Origin of the sequence: Paraburkholderia sp. GAS348 (assembly GCF_050434205.1) — a bacterium.
Lineage (GTDB): Bacteria > Pseudomonadota > Gammaproteobacteria > Burkholderiales > Burkholderiaceae > Paraburkholderia.
On sequence record NZ_JBNPVT010000004.1, the window covers coordinates 22,972 to 45,225 of the forward strand.

22 protein-coding genes and 2 tRNA genes are annotated in these 22,254 nt (G+C 60.4%); 3 read left to right on the forward strand and 21 right to left on the reverse strand.

Features of this window, described 5'->3' with window-relative positions:
- Window positions 1-398 precede the first annotated feature (398 nt).
- Window positions 399-611, reverse strand: coding sequence for a hypothetical protein (locus tag P3T22_RS08075; protein ID WP_429324723.1), 213 nt, complete (start codon window positions 609-611; stop codon window positions 399-401).
- 23 nt (window positions 612-634) lie between these two features.
- Entirely contained in the window at window positions 635-1,456 is an 822-nt protein-coding gene (locus tag P3T22_RS08080) for a hypothetical protein (RefSeq protein WP_429324724.1), read from the reverse strand.
- A gap of 295 nt (window positions 1,457-1,751) precedes the next feature.
- On the opposite strand from P3T22_RS08080, the gene P3T22_RS08085 reads away from it, so the two are divergent.
- Window positions 1,752-2,057 (forward strand): helix-turn-helix domain-containing protein, encoded by a 306-nt coding sequence (locus tag P3T22_RS08085; protein ID WP_429324725.1) that lies wholly within the window; start codon window positions 1,752-1,754, stop codon window positions 2,055-2,057.
- 278 nt (window positions 2,058-2,335) lie between these two features.
- Here the strand turns inward: P3T22_RS08085 and P3T22_RS08090 are convergent, their stop codons facing one another.
- From P3T22_RS08090 to P3T22_RS08170, 17 genes are all read right to left on the reverse strand, one after another.
- Complete coding sequence (locus P3T22_RS08090; protein ID WP_429324726.1) at window positions 2,336-2,905, reverse strand: HD domain-containing protein; 570 nt, start codon at window positions 2,903-2,905, stop codon at window positions 2,336-2,338.
- Window positions 2,906-2,941: 36 nt separating this feature from the next.
- Window positions 2,942-3,760, reverse strand: a complete 819-nt coding sequence (locus P3T22_RS08095) for a hypothetical protein (protein WP_429324727.1) — start codon at window positions 3,758-3,760, stop codon at window positions 2,942-2,944.
- A gap of 241 nt (window positions 3,761-4,001) precedes the next feature.
- Window positions 4,002-4,078: transfer RNA gene (locus P3T22_RS08100), tRNA-Pro, on the reverse strand.
- A gap of 63 nt (window positions 4,079-4,141) precedes the next feature.
- A complete protein-coding gene (locus P3T22_RS08105) occupies window positions 4,142-4,549 on the reverse strand; it encodes a MerR family transcriptional regulator (protein WP_429324728.1) in 408 nt (135 codons plus the stop codon).
- Between the two features lie 46 nt (window positions 4,550-4,595).
- Window positions 4,596-5,006, reverse strand: coding sequence for an integration host factor subunit alpha (locus P3T22_RS08110; protein WP_063496729.1), 411 nt, complete (start codon window positions 5,004-5,006; stop codon window positions 4,596-4,598).
- Window positions 5,007-5,075: 69 nt separating this feature from the next.
- Entirely contained in the window at window positions 5,076-7,511 is a 2,436-nt protein-coding gene (gene pheT, locus P3T22_RS08115) for a phenylalanine--tRNA ligase subunit beta (protein WP_429324729.1), read from the reverse strand.
- Window positions 7,512-7,653: 142 nt separating this feature from the next.
- Complete coding sequence (gene pheS, locus P3T22_RS08120) at window positions 7,654-8,667, reverse strand: phenylalanine--tRNA ligase subunit alpha (RefSeq protein WP_063496731.1); 1,014 nt, start codon at window positions 8,665-8,667, stop codon at window positions 7,654-7,656.
- A 157-nt stretch (window positions 8,668-8,824) separates the two neighbouring features.
- Entirely contained in the window at window positions 8,825-9,184 is a 360-nt protein-coding gene (gene rplT / locus P3T22_RS08125) for a 50S ribosomal protein L20 (protein WP_006052502.1), read from the reverse strand.
- Between the two features lie 29 nt (window positions 9,185-9,213).
- A complete protein-coding gene (gene rpmI, locus P3T22_RS08130; protein ID WP_012433738.1) occupies window positions 9,214-9,411 on the reverse strand; it encodes a 50S ribosomal protein L35 in 198 nt (65 codons plus the stop codon).
- A 247-nt stretch (window positions 9,412-9,658) separates the two neighbouring features.
- Window positions 9,659-10,183, reverse strand: a complete 525-nt coding sequence (infC, locus tag P3T22_RS08135) for a translation initiation factor IF-3 (RefSeq protein WP_075643546.1) — start codon at window positions 10,181-10,183, stop codon at window positions 9,659-9,661.
- 49 nt (window positions 10,184-10,232) lie between these two features.
- Window positions 10,233-12,140 (reverse strand): threonine--tRNA ligase, encoded by a 1,908-nt coding sequence (thrS, locus tag P3T22_RS08140; RefSeq protein ID WP_063498014.1) that lies wholly within the window; start codon window positions 12,138-12,140, stop codon window positions 10,233-10,235.
- A gap of 251 nt (window positions 12,141-12,391) precedes the next feature.
- Window positions 12,392-12,468, reverse strand: a tRNA-Val gene (locus P3T22_RS08145).
- 129 nt (window positions 12,469-12,597) lie between these two features.
- Window positions 12,598-14,841, reverse strand: a complete 2,244-nt coding sequence (locus P3T22_RS08150) for a RelA/SpoT family protein (protein ID WP_063496733.1) — start codon at window positions 14,839-14,841, stop codon at window positions 12,598-12,600.
- Between the two features lie 84 nt (window positions 14,842-14,925).
- Window positions 14,926-15,279: a RidA family protein gene (locus tag P3T22_RS08155; RefSeq protein ID WP_063496734.1), complete on the reverse strand. Its 354-nt coding sequence runs from the start codon at window positions 15,277-15,279 to the stop codon at window positions 14,926-14,928.
- Between the two features lie 96 nt (window positions 15,280-15,375).
- Window positions 15,376-16,287, reverse strand: a complete 912-nt coding sequence (locus P3T22_RS08160) for an alpha/beta fold hydrolase (protein ID WP_063496735.1) — start codon at window positions 16,285-16,287, stop codon at window positions 15,376-15,378.
- 348 nt (window positions 16,288-16,635) lie between these two features.
- Window positions 16,636-17,277 carry a CoA transferase subunit B gene (locus tag P3T22_RS08165; protein ID WP_063496736.1) on the reverse strand — a complete coding sequence of 214 codons (642 nt, stop codon included), beginning with the start codon at window positions 17,275-17,277 and terminating at the stop codon, window positions 16,636-16,638.
- Between the two features lie 2 nt (window positions 17,278-17,279).
- A complete protein-coding gene (locus tag P3T22_RS08170; protein WP_063496737.1) occupies window positions 17,280-17,984 on the reverse strand; it encodes a CoA transferase subunit A in 705 nt (234 codons plus the stop codon).
- A gap of 273 nt (window positions 17,985-18,257) precedes the next feature.
- Here P3T22_RS08170 and P3T22_RS08175 point away from each other — a divergent pair, with 273 nt between their 5' ends.
- Window positions 18,258-18,803, forward strand: a complete 546-nt coding sequence (locus P3T22_RS08175; protein WP_063496738.1) for a LuxR C-terminal-related transcriptional regulator — start codon at window positions 18,258-18,260, stop codon at window positions 18,801-18,803.
- Between the two features lie 148 nt (window positions 18,804-18,951).
- Here P3T22_RS08175 and P3T22_RS08180 read toward each other — a convergent pair whose 3' ends face one another.
- Complete coding sequence (locus P3T22_RS08180) at window positions 18,952-19,383, reverse strand: acyl-CoA thioesterase (RefSeq protein WP_063496739.1); 432 nt, start codon at window positions 19,381-19,383, stop codon at window positions 18,952-18,954.
- Between the two features lie 95 nt (window positions 19,384-19,478).
- The gene (locus P3T22_RS08185; RefSeq protein WP_429324730.1) at window positions 19,479-20,255 is read right to left on the reverse strand and encodes an SDR family oxidoreductase; all 777 of its coding nucleotides are present in this window, start codon (window positions 20,253-20,255) and stop codon (window positions 19,479-19,481) included.
- Between the two features lie 191 nt (window positions 20,256-20,446).
- Here P3T22_RS08185 and P3T22_RS08190 point away from each other — a divergent pair, with 191 nt between their 5' ends.
- Entirely contained in the window at window positions 20,447-22,120 is a 1,674-nt protein-coding gene (locus P3T22_RS08190) for an electron transfer flavoprotein-ubiquinone oxidoreductase (protein WP_063496741.1), read from the forward strand.
- Window positions 22,121-22,254 lie beyond the last annotated feature (134 nt).

Genomic DNA, 22,254 nt, shown 5'->3' on the forward strand with positions numbered 1-22,254 from the left:
TAGTACATGAACGACGATCGTACATACTGGCAACTGGCCACGCATTGTTGCCGGTCATGCTTTGGCCGAGTGTTGCTCGGGGAATCTGCCGGCGGCCTACGTATCTATCGCTGCGCCCAGTGTGGCTCGCAGGGGGATAGCGACAGTGCGGCGGGTATCTGCTGCTGTGGTATCCGGCTCAAGACCGGGCAAGATGCCGGCGTCCGCTGCGTTGTGAATGACCAGCCGTCGGCTGATTGTCCACTGGAAGTCGTTGCGGAGGTGGTGTCGGACTATTAGCGTGCCGTCCTTGCCTGTATGCCCGAGGAATGACCGTGCGCGGAGATCCAGGGCTTTCTGCCGCAGGGGTATGGCAGTGACATCCCTCCCGACGTTATCAACTCGGTCAAGCCCGTACCTCAATCGTTCTGCGGCTCCCGATACGTGCCCCCCAAATCATATTCATCGAACACTTGCTCGACGGCGTCTGAAAATGGTGGCGCTTGATGTGGTACTGGGTAACCGTCTTTGACGCGGACCGCCACGATCGTGCGCCGACCTACGTCGGTGCATCGCCACAGCTCCGATCCGGTATAAAACTCCATGCCAATCTCGAATTCCGAATGTTCCACGTATTGCTCCAAGACAGGATCAGTTATTCATCTATCGACGCCGAGCGCTCCAAAATCGAATTCAGCGGGATCGCAACGCATTTAGAGACGTCGCGTCCGAATCGAGCAGACTTATGACCGTTACGCGAGGCGCCGTCAAAACTCAGCAGCAAATTGCGAAGATCTGCGGCGTAAGGCAACTCCGCAACTAGTCCACGCAACTGTTTAGATGTGTTAGAAAAAAGTAGGTCTGTACCGTGCACGCGCATACCGATCCGGCCGAGCAATGCTTGCGCAGTCTTCGCGCCGATTCCGGCGCGATTGTGGTCAATCTCGCCGATGCGGTCGTACTCTTGCTTACTCGCCTCCTCCACGAGTTCAGAGACAGTGTATTGAACGCCCAAATGTTGCATACGCGATAGCATCAACACAGAAAGCGCTACCTTGGACTCGTCACTTGTGGCGGCTTTCCACCGCAGATTTGCCATCCGCCTGTTTGCGATCGTCACGGCATAAAAGAGAAGCTGTCGCTTCTCCCATTTTTTGTACGCGCTCTGCTGGCGGCTGCTTAAAGCATTTTTCGGCAAAGGTTCAATGCCCTGCTCCGCGCACCAATGTGGATAAAGTCCTTTCTGGTAGACGCGAAGTTCTTCGCGGTCGCGGTTGTCGCACTCCAATTCTTTGAGCATCTCAGCACCACGTGTCACGTCGGACGGCGACATGCTGGTGCGGGCGCGACCTGCGGAGTTATACAGCGGGCTTTCCCTCCTGATCGCCTGTAATTCCGCCACTCGCGCCGCGGCGCGGTCCGGATAGCGTTTGATTTCCACCTTCTCGATCCGATGTACCCAGTGAGCCGCCCCCATGTGCTGCTCCAGCCGCGCAATTGGACCGGTCGAAATTCCAACGTATAGAAGGCGATTTTCTTCGTCGTAGAGACGATATAGTGCCGTCGACTTTGTGTGCATATGTTAGCTGCGGGTTCTTCGTCTATGGGAAAGCACAACCACACTGTCGGGTCGCGTTGTGCCGGTTGAGAGGCTCGTAAATAGGACGCTCGGTTCCACTCAAGAAGGATGACGATTCCGATACTACCAAATCGGTAGCAAATAGTTTACGACAACCCGGGACTATCTTTGTCTTTCAGCACCTCGGACGAAGATGCCAGCACTCCCTCGGCGCCTGAAGGAGGCACGGCAACGCGCCGCGCTCTCGCAAGAAAAGCTTGGAATTGAAGCCGGGCTTGACCCGATGTCGGCCAGCGCCCGAATGAACCGCTACGAACTCGGAAAACGCATACCGAATCTGGAACTGGTCGAGCGCATTGCCGATGTGTTGAGGGTACCGACCGCATACTTCTACGCGGTCGGAGACGACGAAGCAGAACTACTGCTGAGATTCCACGAATTGTCGAACCAAAATCGCGCAAAAGCCATCGCATTCGTTTGCAGCTTGCGGGACTTGTAACGCCGAAGCAGTTCGCTTGCGGATAGCTGGTCAATCCCCGTTTCTTCGTCGTTCTTTCAGATCGCCCTGTTACTCAGTCGCGCTCACTGCAGTTGAGCCGCGCGGAGCTGACGATCTCCCGTTTGAATGTCGACATGGACCCACCGGCCGATGCTGCATACCGCAAGGTGAAGTTGCGCGCACGTCAGCCGGACGGACCCATCCCGTACCACAAACAGGTGTAAGTGTTTGGCGCGGAATGCGGCCGCGCCTGAACCGGTCGCCCCCGTAACATCAGCCTAATGAGCGGCGGTGTTTATCAATACAACGGTACGTGCAAGCTCTTTCGAGAGGCTGCTCGGCATCCTTGCCAGGAAAATCCGCGCGAGCTCACCGTAGTACCACAGCGTGCCCGCCTCGCCGGCCGTGAAGCGGTCGAAGACTGCACGACCGACGGTGTGCAGGTCCGTAACGATCGCGCGCGCGTTATAAAGCTTGTCGGACGCCGACACTAGCAGCACGTCCGCATCCGCCTGCTCCAGATGCGCCAGATACGCGAGCTTGCGCGTGCGCCAGTCCGGTTTCTGACCCGATGCATCCGGCACGCCATCCGTGCATCCCTCCACGATTTTTAGAACGCGTTCGCCGAACATTTTGCGTATGGAGGGGACTGCTTCGGGGCCGACGTCCTCGATCGCGTCATGCAGCAGGCCCGCGATCGCTTGCTCTTCATCGCCGCCGTTCTCTAGCACGAGGCTCGCGACACCCAGCAGATGCGACGTGTAGGGGATCTGCGTCCCCTTGCGTCGCTGCGTGGCGTGCAGGCGTAGTGCGAGCTCTGTCGCACGGACAAATTTATCTGTGAGCATCGTATGATCCTTTATCGCGAAGGGTTATGTAAGAAGCTAGGCCCACGGATCGGTCTCGTGGGTGAACGGCACGCCCGATTCACTGAGCCATCGATAGGCGTCAGCCCAGGCGGGGTAATGCCGGCCAATGGCAATGAGCAAGGCTTCCGGTGTTGCCGGCCGCTCGCCGGTTGTCCGCGTCATCAAGTCATGAAGCAATGCAACGGCGGCGCCTTCGACACAATATGTATCGGCACGGCCGCTGCCTAGGTAATTGCGATCGTATAGATCGAAAACCAGCGCGCCGTCATCGCGCAACTGGACCGTCGCCGTGCAGTGGGGATACGACTTCAGTGTGATTGTCCGAGGCGTGGCACGCTGAGACTTGTCCTCGGCGGGCGTCTGCTCACCGCTCAGGGTATCCGTTGCTCCCGCAACGGTCCTGAGCAGGAAGCGCTCGAAAGCGGCCGACTCGCCCACACCATAGCGCTGCGCGTACCGCATCTTGCGGGTATGTCGTTCGCTCTCGTGGCGTTGTACGACGATCGAGCGCAGCCATGGCTCGAGATCGTCGCAGACGAGGAGGATGTCGAGCAGCGCAGGCCAATCCGCCTCCACTTCATCGAGCAGGTAGACGGGTACCGCGCCAATCTCTTCGGCCAGTTCAGGACCGGGCGGCTCAAGCGTCAGCCCCCACCCGTCGGGCACCCGGAATGGCAGTGCGGTGGTGGCGGGTCGCCACGCAAACCAGGCCCATTGAGCGGGGCAGCGAAAAATTTCAGTCGGAGTTTCTTCGAGATGCTGCACGCAGAGCTGCAACTGTGCGACGCACCAGCAGCCTGGTTGCCATGTTGTGATTATATTGAGCGAGGTCATGCAGTCATTCTAGGCAGCACGCATGCGTTTACGCTATGGGTCTATGCATCGTGCGACATTCGACGGGCCTCAGCGACTACTTCCCACGACAAAAAGCATACGCCCTTTGCACGAGGACGCCGCGCTATCCGCAGCGTGACGGGCAACGACGTGAGACCAGTGATTCCGGTAACCAGACGGTAACGGCGGCGCGCAAACGAAAAAAGGACCTACGGCTTCCACCGTAAGTCCTTGATTTCTTTGGTCGGGGCGAGAGGATTTGAACCTCCGACCACCTGCACCCCATGCAGGTACGCTACCAGGCTGCGCTACGCCCCGAACAGCTAAAAATTATAACAGACACTTCAAGCGATTAGAACCGCTCTACGCTAACAAAACAAACTAGTGGCCCAACAAATCGATCACGTACAGTAATTCCTTGCGCAACTGCTCCACATCGACCGTAGCCGTTGCCGCTGCCGGCGCCACTGCGCCCTCGCTTTCCTCGACCACGTCAGCCGGCGCACCGTGCGCGCCACCGCCAGGCGAATCAAGCCGATTGCGCGCACCGTTGATCGTGAAGCCCTGCTCGTACAGCAACTCACGAATCCGCCGGATCAACAGCACCTCATGATGCTGGTAGTACCGGCGATTGCCACGCCGTTTGACCGGCCTCAACTGCGTGAACTCCTGTTCCCAATAGCGCAGCACATGCGGTTTCACGCCGCATAGTTCGCTGACCTCACCAATCGTGAAGTAGCGCTTCGCCGGAATCGGAGGCAAGACGACTTTTTCGATCGTCGCTGTCATCGTCAGTTAGCCGTCGTGGTGGGTTGCGCAGGAACGCGCCAGTCAATCAGCGCGCGAAGCTCGCTTCAGCGCCGTTCTCGACCAGCGCTTTCAGCTTTTGACTTGCATGGAACGTCACAACACGGCGCGCGGCAATCGGAATCGCCTCGCCGGTCTTCGGGTTTCTGCCGGGACGCTGCGGTTTGTCGCGCAACTGGAAGTTGCCGAACCCCGACAGCTTCACGCTATCGCCACTCTCCAGCGCGTCGCGGATCACCTCGAAGAACGCTTCGACCATGTCTTTCGCTTCCCGCTTGTTGAGCCCGACATTGTCGAACAGCAACTCGGCAAGTTCAGCTTTGGTCAGCGTCGGCGTTTCGGTGGAAACGGCCGCGGGTGATGTCGGAATTTCGCGAATCATGGCGCTGCGTTGCGCCGTAAGAAGGGCTTCGAAATCACTCGAGTTCATTTCATTCATATCTATCAAATGGCGCGCCAAGCAGAAACGGAAGTTGCGGGAAAATGCCGTGCAAATGTTAAGTGCGGGTTATCCACGCAACCGTGCGCCATATACTCGAGCCAGACGTTCCACCAGAGTTTGAATGGCCAAATCGACCGTTTCATCCTGAAGGGTCCCGCCAGTATCTTGCAAGGTCACACGGAACGCAAGGCTTTTCTCGTGAGCAGCCAGACCGCCGGAAGTGTTTGATTTTGGACGGAATTCGTCAAAAAGCGCAACCTTCTGGACGGTCTTGCAGGCCGCTTCGGACTGAGCCTTCTGGAGCTCGTCCAGCAGCGCCTGCACCTCGATTTTCTGATCGACGACCACCGCAATATCGCGACGCACCGGCGGGAATTTAGACACGTCCGCCGGAGTCGGCAATACGCGCTGCATTAATGCTTCCGCTTCGATTTCAAACAGAATCGGCGCATGCGGTAAATCATATTTTTGCATCCAGCGCGGATGCAATTCGCCAATCCAGCCCACTGCCCGGCCATTCAGTTCAATACTCGCGCTGCGGCCCGGATGCAATGCCGGATGCTCCGCCTTCACAAAGCGCGCCACGGCTGGCGCGAGCACGGCTTCCAGATCGCCCTTCACGTCGAAGTAGTCGACCGCGCGCGTTTGCGCGCCCCATTGCTCTTCGAACGCGGGACCATACGCAAGGCCACCGATCATTTTCGGCTGTGCGAAACCTTCGACCGTCAGCTCGCCTGCCTTGATCGACGGATCGTGCAGAAACACGCGGCCCGCTTCGAACACGCGCACACGATCGGCCGCGCGACGGTTCAGGTTCGTGCGCAACACGTTGATCAGGCTGCCGAACAGCGTGGTACGCATGACCGACAACTGGCTCGCAATCGGATTCAGCAGACGTACCGGCTTGTCGTTGCCGGCGAAGTCCTGCTCCCACTCGGTGTCCACAAAACTGAAGTTGACCGTTTCCGCGTAATCGCGCGCGGCGAGTGCGTGACGGATGACGTGAATCGAGCGCTGCGTTTCGTTGGTCGGCAGCATTTCGCTGGTCGCGACCGGCGGACGCGCGGGGATCTTTTCGAAGCCGTAGATACGCGCGACTTCTTCGATCAGGTCTTCTTCGATTTCGATATCGAAGCGGTACGACGGCGGCATCACCGCGAACGTATCGCCGTCGCGTTCGAACTCGAGGCCGAGGCGCGTGAAGATCTGCGCGATTTCGTCCGCATCGATCTTGACGCCGATGATACGGTTCGCACGCGAGACCCGCATCTCCACCGGCTCACGCTTCGGCACGTTGACGATCTGATCGTCGACCGGGCCGGCTTCGCCGCCGCAGATATCGAGGATCAATTGCGTGATGCGTTCGATGTGTTCGACGGTGGTCGCGTAATCGACGCCACGTTCGAAGCGATGCCCCGCATCGGTCGAGAAGTTGTACTTGCGCGAGCGGCCACGAATGCTATCCGGCCACCAGAACGCGGCTTCGAGATAGATGTTGGTAGTGTCGAGCGTGACGGCCGTGCTGTCGCCGCCCATGATGCCGGCGAGGCTTTCGATGTGCTGTTCATCGGCGATCACGCCGACGGTTTCATCGAGTTCGACGGTGTTGCCGTTCAACAGCTTGAGCGTTTCGCCCTTGCGGCCCCAACGCACGTCCATGCCGCCGTGGATCTTGTCCAGATCGAACACGTGCGACGGCCGGCCCAGTTCGAGCATCACATAGTTCGAGATATCGACGAGCGCGGAAATGCTGCGCTGACCCGAACGCTCGAGACGCTGCACCATCCATTGCGGCGACTTCGCGCGCGCATTCACACCGCGAATCACGCGGCCCGAAAAACGGCCGCACAGATCGGGCGCCGAGATTTTGACGGGCAACGTTTCGTTCAACTTGACTTCGACCGGCTTGATCTCGAGCGGACGCAACGGTGCGCCAGTGATGGCCGACGTTTCGCGCGCCACGCCGAACACCGACAGGCAGTCCGCCTTGTTCGGCGTCAGCTTGATTTCGAAAACCGTGTCGTCGAGATCGAGCGTTTCGCGGATGTCCTGGCCGATCGGCGTATCTTCCGGCAGGATCATCAGGCCGCTATGATCTTCCGAGAGCTTCAGTTCGCGTGCCGAGCACAGCATGCCTTGACTTTCCACGCCACGCAGCTTCGAAAGTTTGATTGCGAACGGCGTGCCGCCCTCTTCGGCCGGCGGCAGTTGCGCGCCGACCAGCGCGACCGGCACCTTGATGCCCGGCGCGACATTCGGCGCACCGCACACGATGTTCAGCGTCGCGCCCGTGCCGGCGTCGACCTGACATACGTTGAGCTTGTCTGCGTCCGGGTGCTTGACGACTTCCAGCACCTGGCCGACGACGATCTTCGAAGTCGGCGGCGCGGCCGGCCGCAGGTCTTCGACTTCGAGACCCGCCATCGTCAACGCGTGCGACAGCTCATCGGTCGTCAGTTGCGGGTCGACAAAGGTTCTCAGCCAGGATTCCGGGAATTGCATGGTTCTGTGTACGTTCTGATCAGGTTAGGTCCACGTCCGGCAGGCGGCCCGTTGATTCACTGGGCACTGCCGGGGACGCTGCGGGCGGCACGCACTGCGTGCAATGCCGCGCTCTATGCTTGTCGCGTTCGTACGCGCCGGTTCAGGCGAATTGACGCAGGAAACGCAGGTCGTTTTCGAAGAACAGACGCAGGTCTTGCACGCCGTAACGCAACATCGTGAGCCGCTCGAGGCCGCTGCCGAAAGCAAAGCCGATGTAACGCTCGGGGTCGAGGCCCATGTTGCGGATCACTGTGGGGTGAACCTGGCCGGAACCCGAAATTTCGAGCCACTTGCCGGCGTTCTTGCCCGTTTCGAACAGCATGTCGATTTCAGCCGACGGTTCGGTGAACGGAAAGTACGACGGACGGAAGCGCACCTGAATATCGTCGCGCTCGAAGAATTTCTTGAGGAAGTCGGAGTAGACGCCCTTCAGGTCCGCAAAGCTGATGTTCTCGTCGATCCACAGGCCTTCGACCTGGTTGAACATCGGCGAATGCGTTGCATCGCTGTCCACGCGATACGTGCGGCCCGGCACGATCACCTTGATGGGCGGCGTGTTGGTACGGGCATAACGCACCTGCATCGGGCTGGTGTGCGTGCGCAGCAGCAGCTGGCGGCCGTCGGCATCTTTGCCGTCGACGTAGAAGGTGTCCTGCATCGAACGCGCCGGATGGTTTTCCGGGCTGTTCAGCGAGGTAAAGTTGTACCAGTCGGTTTCGATCTCGGGGCCGTCGGCCACGTCGAATCCGATCGACCGGAAAATCTGTTCGACGCGCTCCCATGTGCGCATCACCGGGTGCAGGCTGCCTGCACCGGTGCCGCGGCCAGGCAGCGTGACGTCGATGGCTTCAGCGTCAAGGCGCTGGTTCAGCAACGCGTCGGCCAGCGCCTGACGGCGGGCCGTCAACGCGGCTTCCACTTGCTGCTTGACGAGGTTGATCCGTGCGCCTTCGGTCTTGCGCGTTTCGGGATCGAGTTTGCCAAGGCCCTTCAATAGCTCGGTCAGCGCACCCGATTTACCGAGAAAGCGGGCTTTCTCGTTCTCGAGGGTGGTGACGTCGGAGGCTTCTGCGAAGGCTTTTTGCGCGTCGGCGACAATCTGGTCCAGATCCATTGATCCCATCATTTCAACGTCAGTGTTCAATCATTGCAAAACTGGTTCTACCAACAAAAACGGGGCTCGGTGAGGAGCCCCGTTTTTGTTGCAGCGGCACCGAGACTACCGGATGTTCGCTGCAACGAACCACGCAGTTTAATTGCCCAAAGCGCAATCAGGCTGCAACGGCGGCTTTCACCTGCTGAACGATCGCAGCAAAAGCAGCCTTGTCGAACACAGCCATGTCGGCCAGCACCTTGCGGTCGAGTTCGATCGAAGCCTTCTTCAGGCCGTTGATGAACACGCTGTACGTCATGTCGTGCTGACGCACCGCCGCGTTGATACGCGTGATCCACAATGCACGGAACACACGCTTCTTGTTGCGGCGATCGCGGTAGGCGTATTGGCCTGCGCGCATGACCGCCTGCTTGGCGATGCGATAGACGTTATTGCGACGGCCGCGGTAACCCTTGGCCAGCTTGATAATCTTCTTGTGACGGGCCCGTGCGGTAACCCCACGTTTTACTCGAGGCATATCTTGCTCCTATGAGTGTCGGTTAAGGGTTAAGCGAACGGCAGCATTGCGCGCACGGAGTTCATATCTGCATCATGAACTGCCGTCGAGCCGCGCAAATGGCGTTTGTTCTTGGTGGTCTTCTTGGTAAGAATGTGGCGCTTGAAGGCTTGACCGCGCTTGACGGTACCGCCCGGACGCACCACGAAGCGCTTTGCAGCACTCTTCTTGGTCTTCATCTTCGGCATGACAACTCCATTATTAGATGGATATGGGTGTGCGGTCGGCCAGATGGCCATTACCCGCCCTTCGAAACCCATTCCACTTGGTATGCAGACCGCCGATACCTCCGGCAGCCGCTTTTCAGAACGCGGCACCAATTTGCATAGGCACCGATCCGAAACCTGCCGATACCGCGCCGGACCCCGGCACAGCATCGCTTCAATCTTTGGCAATCGGAGCGCGCACCACATGGCGCGCCGCCGCTCCAATCGCTTACTTCTTTTTCTTCGGTGCGAGCACCATGATCATCTGGCGCCCTTCCATTTTCGGCATCTGCTCGACCTGACCGACTTCGTCGAGGTCCGTGCGCAGGCGCTCGAGCATGCGCATACCGATTTCCTGGTGAGCCATTTCGCGGCCACGGAAACGCAACGTGATTTTCGTCTTGTCGCCGTCGTCGAGGAAGCGGATGAGGTTGCGCAGCTTGACGTTGTAATCGCCGTCATCGGTGCCCGGGCGGAATTTGACTTCCTTGACCTGGACGACCTTCTGCTTGAGCTTGGCCTCGTGCTGCTTCTTCGCTTCCGAGTACTTGAACTTGCCGTAGTCCATCAATCGGCAAACCGGCGGAACCGCTTGCGGAGCGATTTCGACCAGATCCACGTCTTGCTGTTCCGACATGCGGAACGCATCAGCGAGTTTCACGATGCCGAGCGGTTCGTTCTCGACGCCGACCAGGCGCACCTCAGGTGCTGTAATCTCACCGTTGATGCGGTGCGCAGACTTATCAGTAGCGATGTTACGTTTCCTCTAAAAATTAAAAAAACGAGCCGGGCTGCCAAGTGGCTCAGTTGAACGACTGCACGTCCTGGCGCAGACGCTCAATGAAGGTATCGAGAGGCATCACGCCCAGATCGACACCACCACGGGCACGCACGGCTACCGTTTGGGCTTCACGCTCTTTGTCGCCGACCACAAGCAGGTACGGCACCTTTTCCAGCGTGTGCTCGCGTATTTTATAGCTAATCTTCTCGTTGCGCAAATCGGCCTCCACTCTAACCCCTTGTTTTTGCAACGATTGGGCTAGAGACTGCGCATATTCGGCCTGACTTTCCGCGATATTCATCACCACAACCTGCATCGGCGCGAGCCACGACGGCATTGCACCAGCATGGTGCTCGATCAGAATACCGAGAAAGCGCTCCATTGATCCGACGATTGCCCGGTGCAGCATGATCGGGCGGCGACGGCTATTGTCTTCGGCGACGTATTCGGCACCCAGGCGCTCCGGCAGCACCATATCGAGCTGCAACGTGCCGCACTGCCACGAGCGGCCGAGCGCGTCCTTGATGTGATACTCGACCTTCGGGCCGTAAAACGCGCCCTCGCCCGGCAATTCTTCCCACGTCACGCCGCACGCCGTCAGCGCCTCGCGCAGGCCCTGCTCCGCACGATCCCATGTCTCGTCCGTGCCGGCGCGCGCATCCGGGCGCAGCGACAGCTTGATCTCGACATTGTCGAAGCCGAAATCCTTGTAGACGCTCATTGCCAGCGTGTTGAACGCGATCGATTCGCTGATGAACTGGTCTTCGGTACAGAAAATGTGCGCGTCATCCTGCACGAAACCGCGCACGCGCATCAGACCGTGCAGCGCGCCCGACGATTCATTGCGATGGCACGAGCCGAATTCCGCGTACCGCAGCGGCAGATCGCGATACGAGCGCAGACCGTGGTTGAACACCTGCACGTGACCCGGGCAGTTCATCGGCTTGATCGCGTAGTCGCGCTTTTCCGACTCGGTCGTGAACATGTTTTCACGATAGTTCTGCCAGTGACCAGACGCCTCCCACAGCGAACGGTCCATGATCATCGGCGTCTTGATTTCAAGGTAGCCGGCATTGTTCACGCGGCGGCGCATGTACTGCTCGACTTGCTGCCACAGCGTCCAGCCACGCGGATGCCAGAACACCATGCCCGGCGACTCGTCCTGCATGTGGAACAAATCGAGTTGCTTGCCGAGCTTGCGGTGATCGCGCTTTTCCGCCTCTTCGAGCATATGCAGATACGCGTCCTGGTCTTCCTTCTTCGTCCAGGCCGTACCGTAGATGCGCTGCAACTGCTCGTTCTTCGAATCGCCGCGCCAATAGGCCCCAGCGAGCTTCATCAGCTTGAAGACTTTCAGCTTGCCGGTGGACGGCACGTGCGGGCCACGGCACAGATCCGTGAAGCCGCCATGCGAGTAAAGCTTGATTTCGTCGCTAGCCGGAATCGATTCGATGATCTCGGCCTTGTACTTTTCGCCGATGCTCTTGAAGTAGTCCACGGCTTCGTCGCGCGACACCACGCGGCGCGAGACCGGCTCGTCTTTCTTCGCGAGCTCCTGCATGCGCTTTTCGATCTTCTCGAGATCTTCTGGCGTGAAGGGGCGGTTGTAGGCGAAGTCGTAGTAGAAGCCGTTGTCGATCACCGGACCGATCGTGACTTGCGCCTCCGGATACAGATCTTTCACCGCGTACGCAAGCAAGTGCGCCGCGGAATGGCGAATGATATCGAGGCCGTCTGCGTCTTTCTCGGTGACGATGGCAAGCGCCACGTCGCGATCGATCAGCGTGGACGTGTCGACGAGTTCACCGTCGATCTTGCCGCCGAGCGCGGCCTTCGCGAGGCCAGGGCCAATCGAGGCGGCCACTTCGGCGACGGTCACCGGATGCTCGTACTGTCGAACAGAACCGTCAGGCAGACGTATCGAAACCATTGCGTTCTCCGTGGTGCCGACCGGCGGCGGCACATACAACCAGGTCAAAAAACCAAAAAAAATGCGGCCCCGCTTTCGAGGGGCCGCATTCACATTTCCTGCTAACTACAGTGGCGAAAGTGGTCCTCGACTAGCGTCGCTCCGAAGTAGTTTCGGTCAACGTTCGCGGTGCCATAACCGTATTTGCCTTTTGCGCCGAAGCGCTTACTGCAGCTTGCGAAACCCCGGCAAAACCGGAATTTCTCTTTCGTTGGTAGGCTCGATTGGACTCGAACCAACGACCCCCACCATGTCAAGGTGGTGCTCTAACCAGCTGAGCTACGAGCCTGAAGAAACGAGATTATATGGAGCCCCACACCGCTTGGCAAGTACTTTTATGCATCGACTTTAAATTTCTACTCACATGCTCGAGCGCATTGAGCGGATGCCTGCTGGCACCCGCCACCTCGCCCGTACGTCAATTCTTGCGTGAAGCGCGCATCACGCCCGTTACTTCTCCGAGCAAGGTACACGCGCGCTGAATTTGCGCAGCGCTCGACACCTCGACAGTGAATTGCATGAACGCAGCGTTACGACGCGATTGCGTCTTCACGCCGATCACATTCATTTTCTCGCGCGCGAAAACTTCGGAGATATCGCGCAGCAGACCTTGCCGATCCGTTGCCTCGATGCTGAGGTCGACGGGATAGACCGATTGCCCGCGGCCGCTCATGACATCTGCCGACCATGCGGTTTGCAACACACGCTCCGGCGCGCGATCGGCCATGCGCAGGAAGGTCGGGCAATCGCTGCGGTGAATCGACATGCCCTTGCCGCGCGTGACGAAGCCGCTGATGTCGTCAGGCGGTGCGGGACGGCAACAGCGCGCGAGCTGCGTGAGCAAGGCGTCGACGCCAACCACCAGCACGCCCGTAGAAGCCCCGCGGGCGACGCTCGCGCCGCTACTGCGTTTCTCGAACTGTTCCGGCGCTTCAACCACAGGCTCGGGCGGTGGCGCATCGTGCAGCGCCTGCTCGACGAGCCGCAAACTAAACTCTTCCTTGCCGACCACCGAGAACAGATCGTCGGTAGTTTTGAAACCGAGCTTGGCGGCGAGCTGATCGAGATTGACCGACGTCTTGCCCTCGCGCTGCAGGGTCTTTTCGACCATTGCACGACCGCTCGCGATGTGCTCCTGCACTTCGACCGCGTTGAACCACGCGCGCACTTTCTGCCGCGCCCGATGGCTCTGCAGATACCCGAGTTGCGGGTTGAGCCAGTCACGCGACGGACCGCCCTCTTTAACCGCGACGATCTCGACCGTCTGACCGTTCTGCAACTGCGTGTTGAGCGGCACCATCGCGCCATCGACACGCGCACCACGGCAGCGATGCCCCAGTTCGCTATGCAGGTGGTACGCGAAGTCCACCGGGGTCGCGCCGTGCGGCAACGGAATCACGCGCGCTTGCGGCGTGAGCACGTAGATGTGGTCGTCGTCGAGCGTAGCCTGGCGCAGTTGCTCCCACGGCTGGGCGGCGCGCTTCTCGCCGTGCTCGCCTTCCGAGACATCGTCTTTCCACGCGAGCAGTTGACGCAACCACGCAATCTTCTCGTCGTACTTCTCATTGGCGCTGAACTGCCCGCCGTAACCCCGCGTGCCCGCTTCCTTGTAGCGCCAGTGCGCCGCCACGCCGTACTCGGCGAATTGATGCATTTCCTGCGTGCGAATCTGCACTTCGAACGCGCGGCCGTCGTCGCCGATCACGACCGTGTGCAGCGATTTATAGCCGTTCGGCTTGGGCCGCGAGATGTAGTCGTCGAACTCTTTCGGCACCGGCTGCCACAGGTTGTGCACGATGCCGAGCACCGTGTAGCAATCCTTGATGTCCGGCACGATCACGCGAAACGCGCGCACGTCGTACAGCTCGGCGAAGTCCAGCTCCTTGCCATGCATCTTGCGCCAGATGCTGTAGATATGTTTGGGCCGGCCGCTGACTTCGGCCTCTACATTCGCCGCGGCCAACTCCCGCTGCAGCCGCTCGATCGCCTGCGCCACATAACTTTCGCGCTCGACGCGTTTCTCGTCGAGCAGCTTGGCGATGCGCTTGTAAGTGACCGGCTCTTCGAAACGGAGCGCGAGATCCTCAAGCTCCCATTTCAGTTGCCAGATGCCGAGCCGGTTGGCGAGCGGCGCGTAAATATCGAGCGTTTCACGCGCGACGTCGGGCGACGGCGTGATTTTCGCCGCCGCGTAATAACGCAGCGATTGCAAGCGCGACGCGAGCCGTATCAGCACGACGCGAATGTCCTGTGCGAACGCGAGCAGCATCTTGCGCAGCGCCTCGACCTGGGCGCGGCGCGCGGCCTGCGCATCGCGCCCCGCCTCAGGCATCGCATTCTGCGCGGCGCGCATGCTCACCGTACCCAGGCGCAGCAACTTGCGCACGTCGCCGACCAGTTGCGCGACTTCTTCACCGAAGTTATCGGCAATCACGCGCTCCGGGTCCCGCAGATGCGGCGTGAGCGCGAACAAGGCCGCAGCCAGCACAGCCGGCGGATCGACGTTGAGCGTGCGCATGATCGACGCCGTACCCGCCGCATGATCCGCCAGCAACTCGCCCGACGAGAGCCGCACTTCGCCCGCATGTTCGCGCACGAATACCATCGCTTCGTCGAAGGAAGGGATGGGTGCCGGCGTGCTCGTAACGATTTCGGTAGTCATGGTGCGACGGCCCACCGGGCCAGACGGATCAACGGAATTTCAACAACAACTGCGAGACCGGGCTTGAGCCAGGCTCAGCCAGGCTCAATCGCGCTGCGCCGCGACCACGACGATTTCGACGAGGCACTTCGGGTTAGCGAGCTTTGCTTCGACGGTAGCGCGCGGCGGCGTGGCGCCTTGTGCAACCCACTCGTCCCACACCGCGTTCATACCGGCGAAGTGCACCATGTCCGAAATGTAGATCTGCACGGACAGCAAGTGCGACTTGTCGCTGTTCACTTCAGCCAGCAGACGGTCGATGTGGCCAAGCACTTCGCGCGTCTGGCCCGTGATGTCCTGATCCGCGTCTTCGGCGATCTGGCCTGCGAGGTACACGGTGCCGTTGTAGACAGCGATTTCCGAGAGGCGCTTGCCGACGTGATGACGAATGACTGCCATGAAGAATCCTGAGGTTGGTTGAAAGTTGATCGCAGATGCGTTCCGCATTGCGCCCGCGCATTGCACCCAGTCAAGGACGCCGCGCGGAACTCTACATTATGACGCGCCAGCGGCCGGCCCGATAAAGAACTCCCTCGCGAGGCCAATCTGATCGGCCGACAGAAACGCCGGCGCATGCCCGACACCCGCGATTTCCGCGCTCGATACGGCGCGCCCGGTCTCGACCATCCTGGCCACGGTCTCGCGAGAAAGCAGATCCGATTGCTCACCGCGCACCACCAGTACCGGCCCCTGAAACGCAGCCAGCGAATGCCACAGCGCGGCCTCGCCGAGTTTGGCCGCTTCTTCGGTTATCGCGGTAAACGGCTGCGCGATCCGCGGGTCGTAGCGGAACAACCATGCGCCGTCCTGTTCGTGCAAAAGCGGCGTATTGATCTCGCGCCATTCCTCTGGCGTGAGCGGACCGAAGGTTTGCGCCAGCAACGCAGCGTAATCGATGCCCTGCTGCAGCGATTCGAAACGCACGGGCTTGCCGAGATAATCGCCGATGCGCTCTACGGCCACCGGCTCGAGATGCGGACCGACGTCGTTCAATAGCATCTTGCGGATCGGTGTTTCCGGCAGGCCGGCCAGCGCGAGCCCGATCAGACCGCCCATCGAGGTACCGAACCAGTCGACCGTCTCTACGTTCAGGCGCGCGATTAGCGTGACCATGTCGGCGACGTATTGCGGCACGCCATAGAAGTTGGGGTTCGCGAGCCACGAAGACAAGCCCCGCCCCGCCACATCCGGACACACCACGCGGTAAGTGCCGGCGAATTCCGCCGCGATGCGGTCGAAATCGCGCCCCGAGCGCGTCAGGCCGTGCACGCACAGCAGCACACGCGGGTTGGCCGGGTCGCCCCACTCGGTGTAGGCGATACGGTGCAAGCCGCCAGGGCTCGCGCACTGCACATAACGTTGGCGCGGCGCGGGCCGCTCGGCGGTGGAAGCGGACGTTTCGGTCATCTGGGTTCCTTGCAAAAGCGCCTTGGGCTCGCCGCAGACCAAGCGGCGGGAAATGAATGTCGAATCTTCAAACGATTGTAAACCGCTTTGCCGCGCGGCAAGGATCGGCCGAACGGCCTAAGACTGACCAGGATGCCCCAGGGTAAAAGCCGCAGCGCAGGCGCTCCGACGCGAGCAGCGCAATACGGCACGAAAAGACGGCACCAAAACAAAACGGGCGAGACTCGCGCCTCGCCCGCTTACAACTTCGCTTCAACTCGCTTCATAAGCCGCCCACGACCCACAAGGCAACTTGCGTTGCCGCCAGCTTCCGTCACAAGGACCGAGGCCGGCGGCTCACAACACCATTCAACTCACCGCGCTCACATCCAGCGGCGCGCCCGTCTTCGCCTTGATTTCTTCGACGCTGACGCCCGGCGCCAGCTCAGTCAGCTTCAGACCGTCTTCGGTTACTTCGATCACGCCGAGATCGGTAATGATCTGATTGACCACGCCCACGCCCGTCAGCGGCAACGTGCATTCTTCGAGGATCTTGTGCTGGTCGCCCTTCGCGACGTGCTCCATCAGCACGACCACGCGCTTGACGCCCGCGACCAGATCCATCGCGCCGCCCATGCCCTTGATCATCTTGCCGGGGATCATCCAGTTGGCCAGGTCGCCCTTCTTGCTGATCTGCATCGCGCCCAGAATCGCCAGGTTGATGTGACCGCCGCGAATCATCGCGAACGAATCCGCCGACGAGAAAATCGACGAACCCGGCAGCGTGGTCACCGTCTGCTTGCCGGCGTTGATCAGGTCGGCGTCCACTTCTTCTTCCGTCGGCGACGGGCCAATGCCGAGCAGGCCGTTCTCCGACTGCAGCCATACTTCGACGCCGGCCGGCACGTGGTTCGCCACCAGCGTCGGCAAGCCGATGCCGAGGTTCACGTAAAAGCCGTCCTGCAATTCCTTCGCCGCGCGCGCGGCCATTTCGTCACGAGTCCATGCCATGATCAGTCTCCTTTCGCGCGGACGACGCGTTGTTCGATGCGTTTTTCCGGATGCGCATTGAGCACAATGCGTTGCACGAAAATACCCGGCGTGTGGATCGCATCCGGATCGAGTTCGCCCACTTCGACGATTTCCTCGACTTCCGCGACGGTAATCTTGCCGGCCATCGCGCACATCGGGTTGAAGTTGCGCGCGGTGCGGCGATAGATCAGGTTGCCCGATTTGTCGGCTTTCCATGCCTTGACCAAAGCGACGTCGGCCGTCAGTGAGTGTTCGAGCACGTAGTGGTTCTCGCCGAACTGACGGGTTTCCTTGCCCTCGGCGATCAGCGTGCCGTAGCCGGTGTTCGTGAAGAAGGCCGGAATGCCCGAGCCGCCGGCACGCAGCTTTTCGGCGAGCGTGCCTTGCGGCGTGAATTCCAGTTCGAGTTCGCCGGCCAGATACTGGCGTTCGAACTCCTTGTTCTCGCCCACGTACGACGAGATCATCTTCTTGATCTGGCGCGTTTCGAGCAGCAGGCCGAGGCCGAAACCGTCGACGCCCGCATTGTTGCTGATGCAGGTGATGCCTTGCACCTTCGAATCGCGCAGCGCCGCGATCAGCGCCTCGGGAATGCCGCACAGCCCGAAGCCGCCGACGGCAAACGTCTGCCCGTCCTTGACGACGTCTTTCAGCGCCTCGGCGGCGCCTGGATAGACCTTGTTCATCAGTATGTCCCTTCCTTTATGGAAACCCGAAACCGGAGCGCCGGCCGCCGGTACACCGGCCGCCGGATCTTTGCGACTTCGATAAGACGTTCAGCGGGCAAACGCCCGACACGTCATTCTAGTCATCCGCGGCCAGCTGTGCGCTCGGGTTATCGTGCCTCGCGCCAATGCCTGCTGCGAACGTTTCGCCGCGTTGTTATGTGCTCGAAAGAGTACGCTGGGCGCGCCATGCGGCACAATACGCAAAAATACATAAGTACTTGCCGCCAACCCATGCCCGCACTGGATTACCAAACCGCGTTTCACCTCGCCCCGATCGGACTCGTGCTGTCGCGCGAACGGATCATCGAAGACTGCAACGACGAACTGGCGTCGATATTCGGCTGCACGCGCGAGGCGCTGCTCGGCCAGTCGTTCCAGGTGCTGTACCCGTCGACGGACGAATTCGAACGGATCGGCACGCGGATTCCGCCGATCATGACCGCCCAGGGCAGTTACGCGGACGACCGGATCATGAAGCGGGCCAACGGGGAATTGTTCTGGTGCCACGTGACCGGCCGCGCGCAGCAACGCGCCGACCCGCACGCCGCCGGTGTCTGGACTTTCGAGGATTTGAGCGCGACACGGCGCGTGGCGGTCGAATTAACGCCGCGCGAGCGGGAAATCGCCGCGCAACTGGTGACGGGCAAAACCAGCAAGCAGATCGGACGGGTGCTGGATATCAGCCCGCGCACGGTCGACGTCTACCGCGCGCGGCTGATGCGCAAATACGATACAGGGAACGCGACCGAGCTACTGCAGCGTTTGCTCGGGCACTGAGGCTCGGACATTGGGGCTCGGGCATTGGGGCCGGAATCGGGTGCCGGCTCGGTGAGAAGCCGGCCTTGAGGCCACCCGCAGCGAACGTGAGAATGGCTCCAGGTTCGATTGCGGGCGCGGCCACGCGCTTGTTACAAGGGCCAGGCGATCAGGCCGCTTTAACCAGCGCCGCGCGCTCGATGGTCGCGCGCAGCAGATCCGGAACCGGCACCGACTTGCCGGCGGCGTAGTCGATCCACACGCAGCGCGCAGCGCCACGTGCATAGACGGTGTTCGGATCGTCGGCGCGCACGAGCTCGAACCCCGTGTCAAAGCTGCTGCGCCCGGGCGTGGCTACGGACATCCGGCCGATCACATCGCCGGGATAGTGCAACTGCTTGAGAAACTCCATCGATGCATTGACGATCACCGGCCCCTGCCCGTCGGCGTTGCTGCCGGCCAGACCCAGTTGTTCGAACCAGGAAATCCGCACCTGCTCCATGTAACGGAAATAGACCGTGTTGTTCACATGGCCGAATGCGTCCATGTCGCCCCAGCGGATCGGCATCGACATCTCAAAAACTGCGTGAAAATCGTTCATCGTACTTCTTTAACGGGTTGAAACAAGGGTGAAACCGGCGCATGAGCCGGCGCAAACATGATACAAAAACCCACAACAGCGCCCCAAAGCCGTGTTCAGGCGAGCCCGAAGCCATCGTCGGCGGCAATTACCGAGCCATTGATGAACTGCGATTCGTCGGCCGCCAGCAGCAGCAACAGCCCGTCCAGATCCTCCGGCTTGCCGACACGATGACGCGGCAGCATCGACACCAGCTTCTGTCCCTGCTCGGTTGACCAGTGATGATGGTTGATCTCGGTATCGATATAGCCCGGGCAGATGGCGTTCACATTGATGCCGTGCTTGCCCCACTCCAGTGCCATGGCTTTCGTCATATGAACGACGGCGGCCTTGCTCATCGAGTACAGGCCAATCTGCGGCAGCACCCGCAAGCCCGCCATCGAGGCGATATTGATGATCCGGTATGACGGCTTCTGCGCGCCATTTCCGCGCATGATCATGCGCTTGGCGACTTCCTGGGCGACAAAGAAAGCACCGCGCGTGTTAGTGTCGAACACGTATTCGAAGTCGGCCGGCGTGACTTCCGTAAGCTTCTGCGTGGTCGACACGCCTGCATTGTTCACCAGAATGTCGATCGTGCCCGCCTCGGTTTCCGCGTGGGCAACGGCCGACTTGATGCTCTGATAATCCGTGACGTCGAGCGAGACAACGTGCGCCGCGCCGCCGGCGGCCTCGATCTCGGCGCGCAACTCTTTCAGACGCTCGGTGCGGCGGCTCGCCAGCACGACCTTGGCGCCAGCCTGCGACAATACTTGAGCAAAGCGCTTCCCCAACCCGCTCGAGGCGCCGGTGATCAGCGCGACCTTGCCTTCCAGATTGATCGAACGGCCCATTGTCGTTCCCTTGTTCGGTTGTTGTTACAGACGCGATTGACAGATGCGGCAAGACCCTCAGTGCGGGTCATACCGTATCACAGAAATAGTACGATCGTGCTAATCTCTGCTCATCTGGTTGCAGTTGCGGAGGCCATCGCCCACAATACGATCCCGAAAAAAGCATTCTAACGGTAACAAGAGGAGCATCAATGACCCCCGCAAGTCTCATTGAGCAATACGGTCCACGCGAGTCGATGGAATACGACGTCGTGATCGTCGGCGGCGGCCCGGCTGGCCTGTCGGCCGCGATCCGCCTGAAGCAGCTGGCAGCTGAGAAAAGCGTCGAGATTGGCGTGTGCGTACTGGAAAAAGGCTCGGAGATCGGGGCGCATATCCTGTCGGGCGCGGTGATGGATCCGCGCGCGATCACCGAACTGATCCCCGACTGGAAGGAAAAAGGCGCGCCGCTGACGGTGGACGTGACCGAAGACAAATTCCTGTTCCTCACCGAAACCGGTTCGAAGAGCGTGCCCACCTGGGCGCTGCCGGATAACTTCAAGAACCACGGCAACTACGTGATCAGCCTCGCGAATGTCACGCGCTGGCTGGGTCAGCAGGCCGAGGCGCTGGGCGTGGAGATTTTTCCGGGCTTTCCGGCGGCGGAAATTCTGTACAACGACGACGGCTCGGTCAAGGGTGTCGCGACCGGCAACCTCGGGATTGGCAAGGACGGCGAACCCACCGAGAATTTCCAGCTCGGCATGGAACTGCATGCGAAATACACGCTGTTCTGCGAAGGCGCACGCGGGCACCTCGGCCGTCAACTGAACGACAGATTCAAGCTGCGCGAAGGCGTCGATCCGCAGGTCCACGGGATCGGCATCAAGGAACTGTGGGAAATCGATCCTTCGAAGCACAAGCCGGGTCTGGTGATGCACACCGCCGGCTGGCCGCTGGAAAACGACACGTACGGTGGCTCGTTCCTCTATCACATGGACAACAACCAGGTGGTGGTGGGCTTCGTGGTCGGCCTCGGCTACACGAACCCGTATCTGTCGCCGTTCGAGGAGTTCCAGCGCTACAAGACGCATCCGGCGATCCGCGCGGTGCTCGAAGGCGGCAAGCGGGTGTCGTATGGCGCACGGGCGATTACGGCGGGCGGCCTGATGTCGCTGCCGAAGCTGGTGTTCCCGGGCGGTGCGCTGGTGGGCGACGATGCGGGCTTCCTGAACGCATCGCGCATCAAGGGTTCGCACGCGGCAATCAAGACCGGCATGCTGGCCGCGGAAGCGGCATTCGATGCCGTGCAGGCAGGACGTCAGGCTGATGAACTGGTGGCCTATCCGGAGTCGTTCAGGACGTCGTGGCTGCACACCGAACTGCATCGTGCGCGCAACTTCAAGCAGTGGATGAGCAAGGGCCTGTACCTCGGCACGCTGATGGTCGGCATCGAGCAGAAACTGCTGGGCGGTAACGTGCCCTGGACGCTGCATCACCACCATTCCGACCACGAGATGCTGAAACCGGCGTCGCAGTGCAAGCCGATTGTTTATCCGAAGCCGGATGGGAAGCTGACTTTCGACCGCCTGTCGTCGGTGTTCATCTCGAACACCAACCATGAAGAGAACCAGCCGGCCCACCTGACGCTGAAAGATCCTTCGGTGCCGGTGAATGTGAACTGGCAGACCTATGCCGGTCCGGAGTCACGCTACTGCCCCGCTGCGGTGTACGAGTTCGTGAAGAACGACGACGGCAGCGAGCGGCTGGTGATCAACGCGCAGAACTGCGTGCACTGCAAGACCTGCGACATCAAGGACCCGACCCAGAACATCGTCTGGGTGACGCCTGAGGGCGGCGGTGGGCCGAATTACCCGAATATGTGATTCGGTGTTTGTTTGCCGTGCGCGGAGCTTGTTTGTCTGTCCGCGCACGGCATGCAGTTGATCGCTCCGGAAAGGCAGTTGATCGCTCCGGGCGTGCAAAAGACAAAGCGGCATCCACGGCAGACGCACTGCCA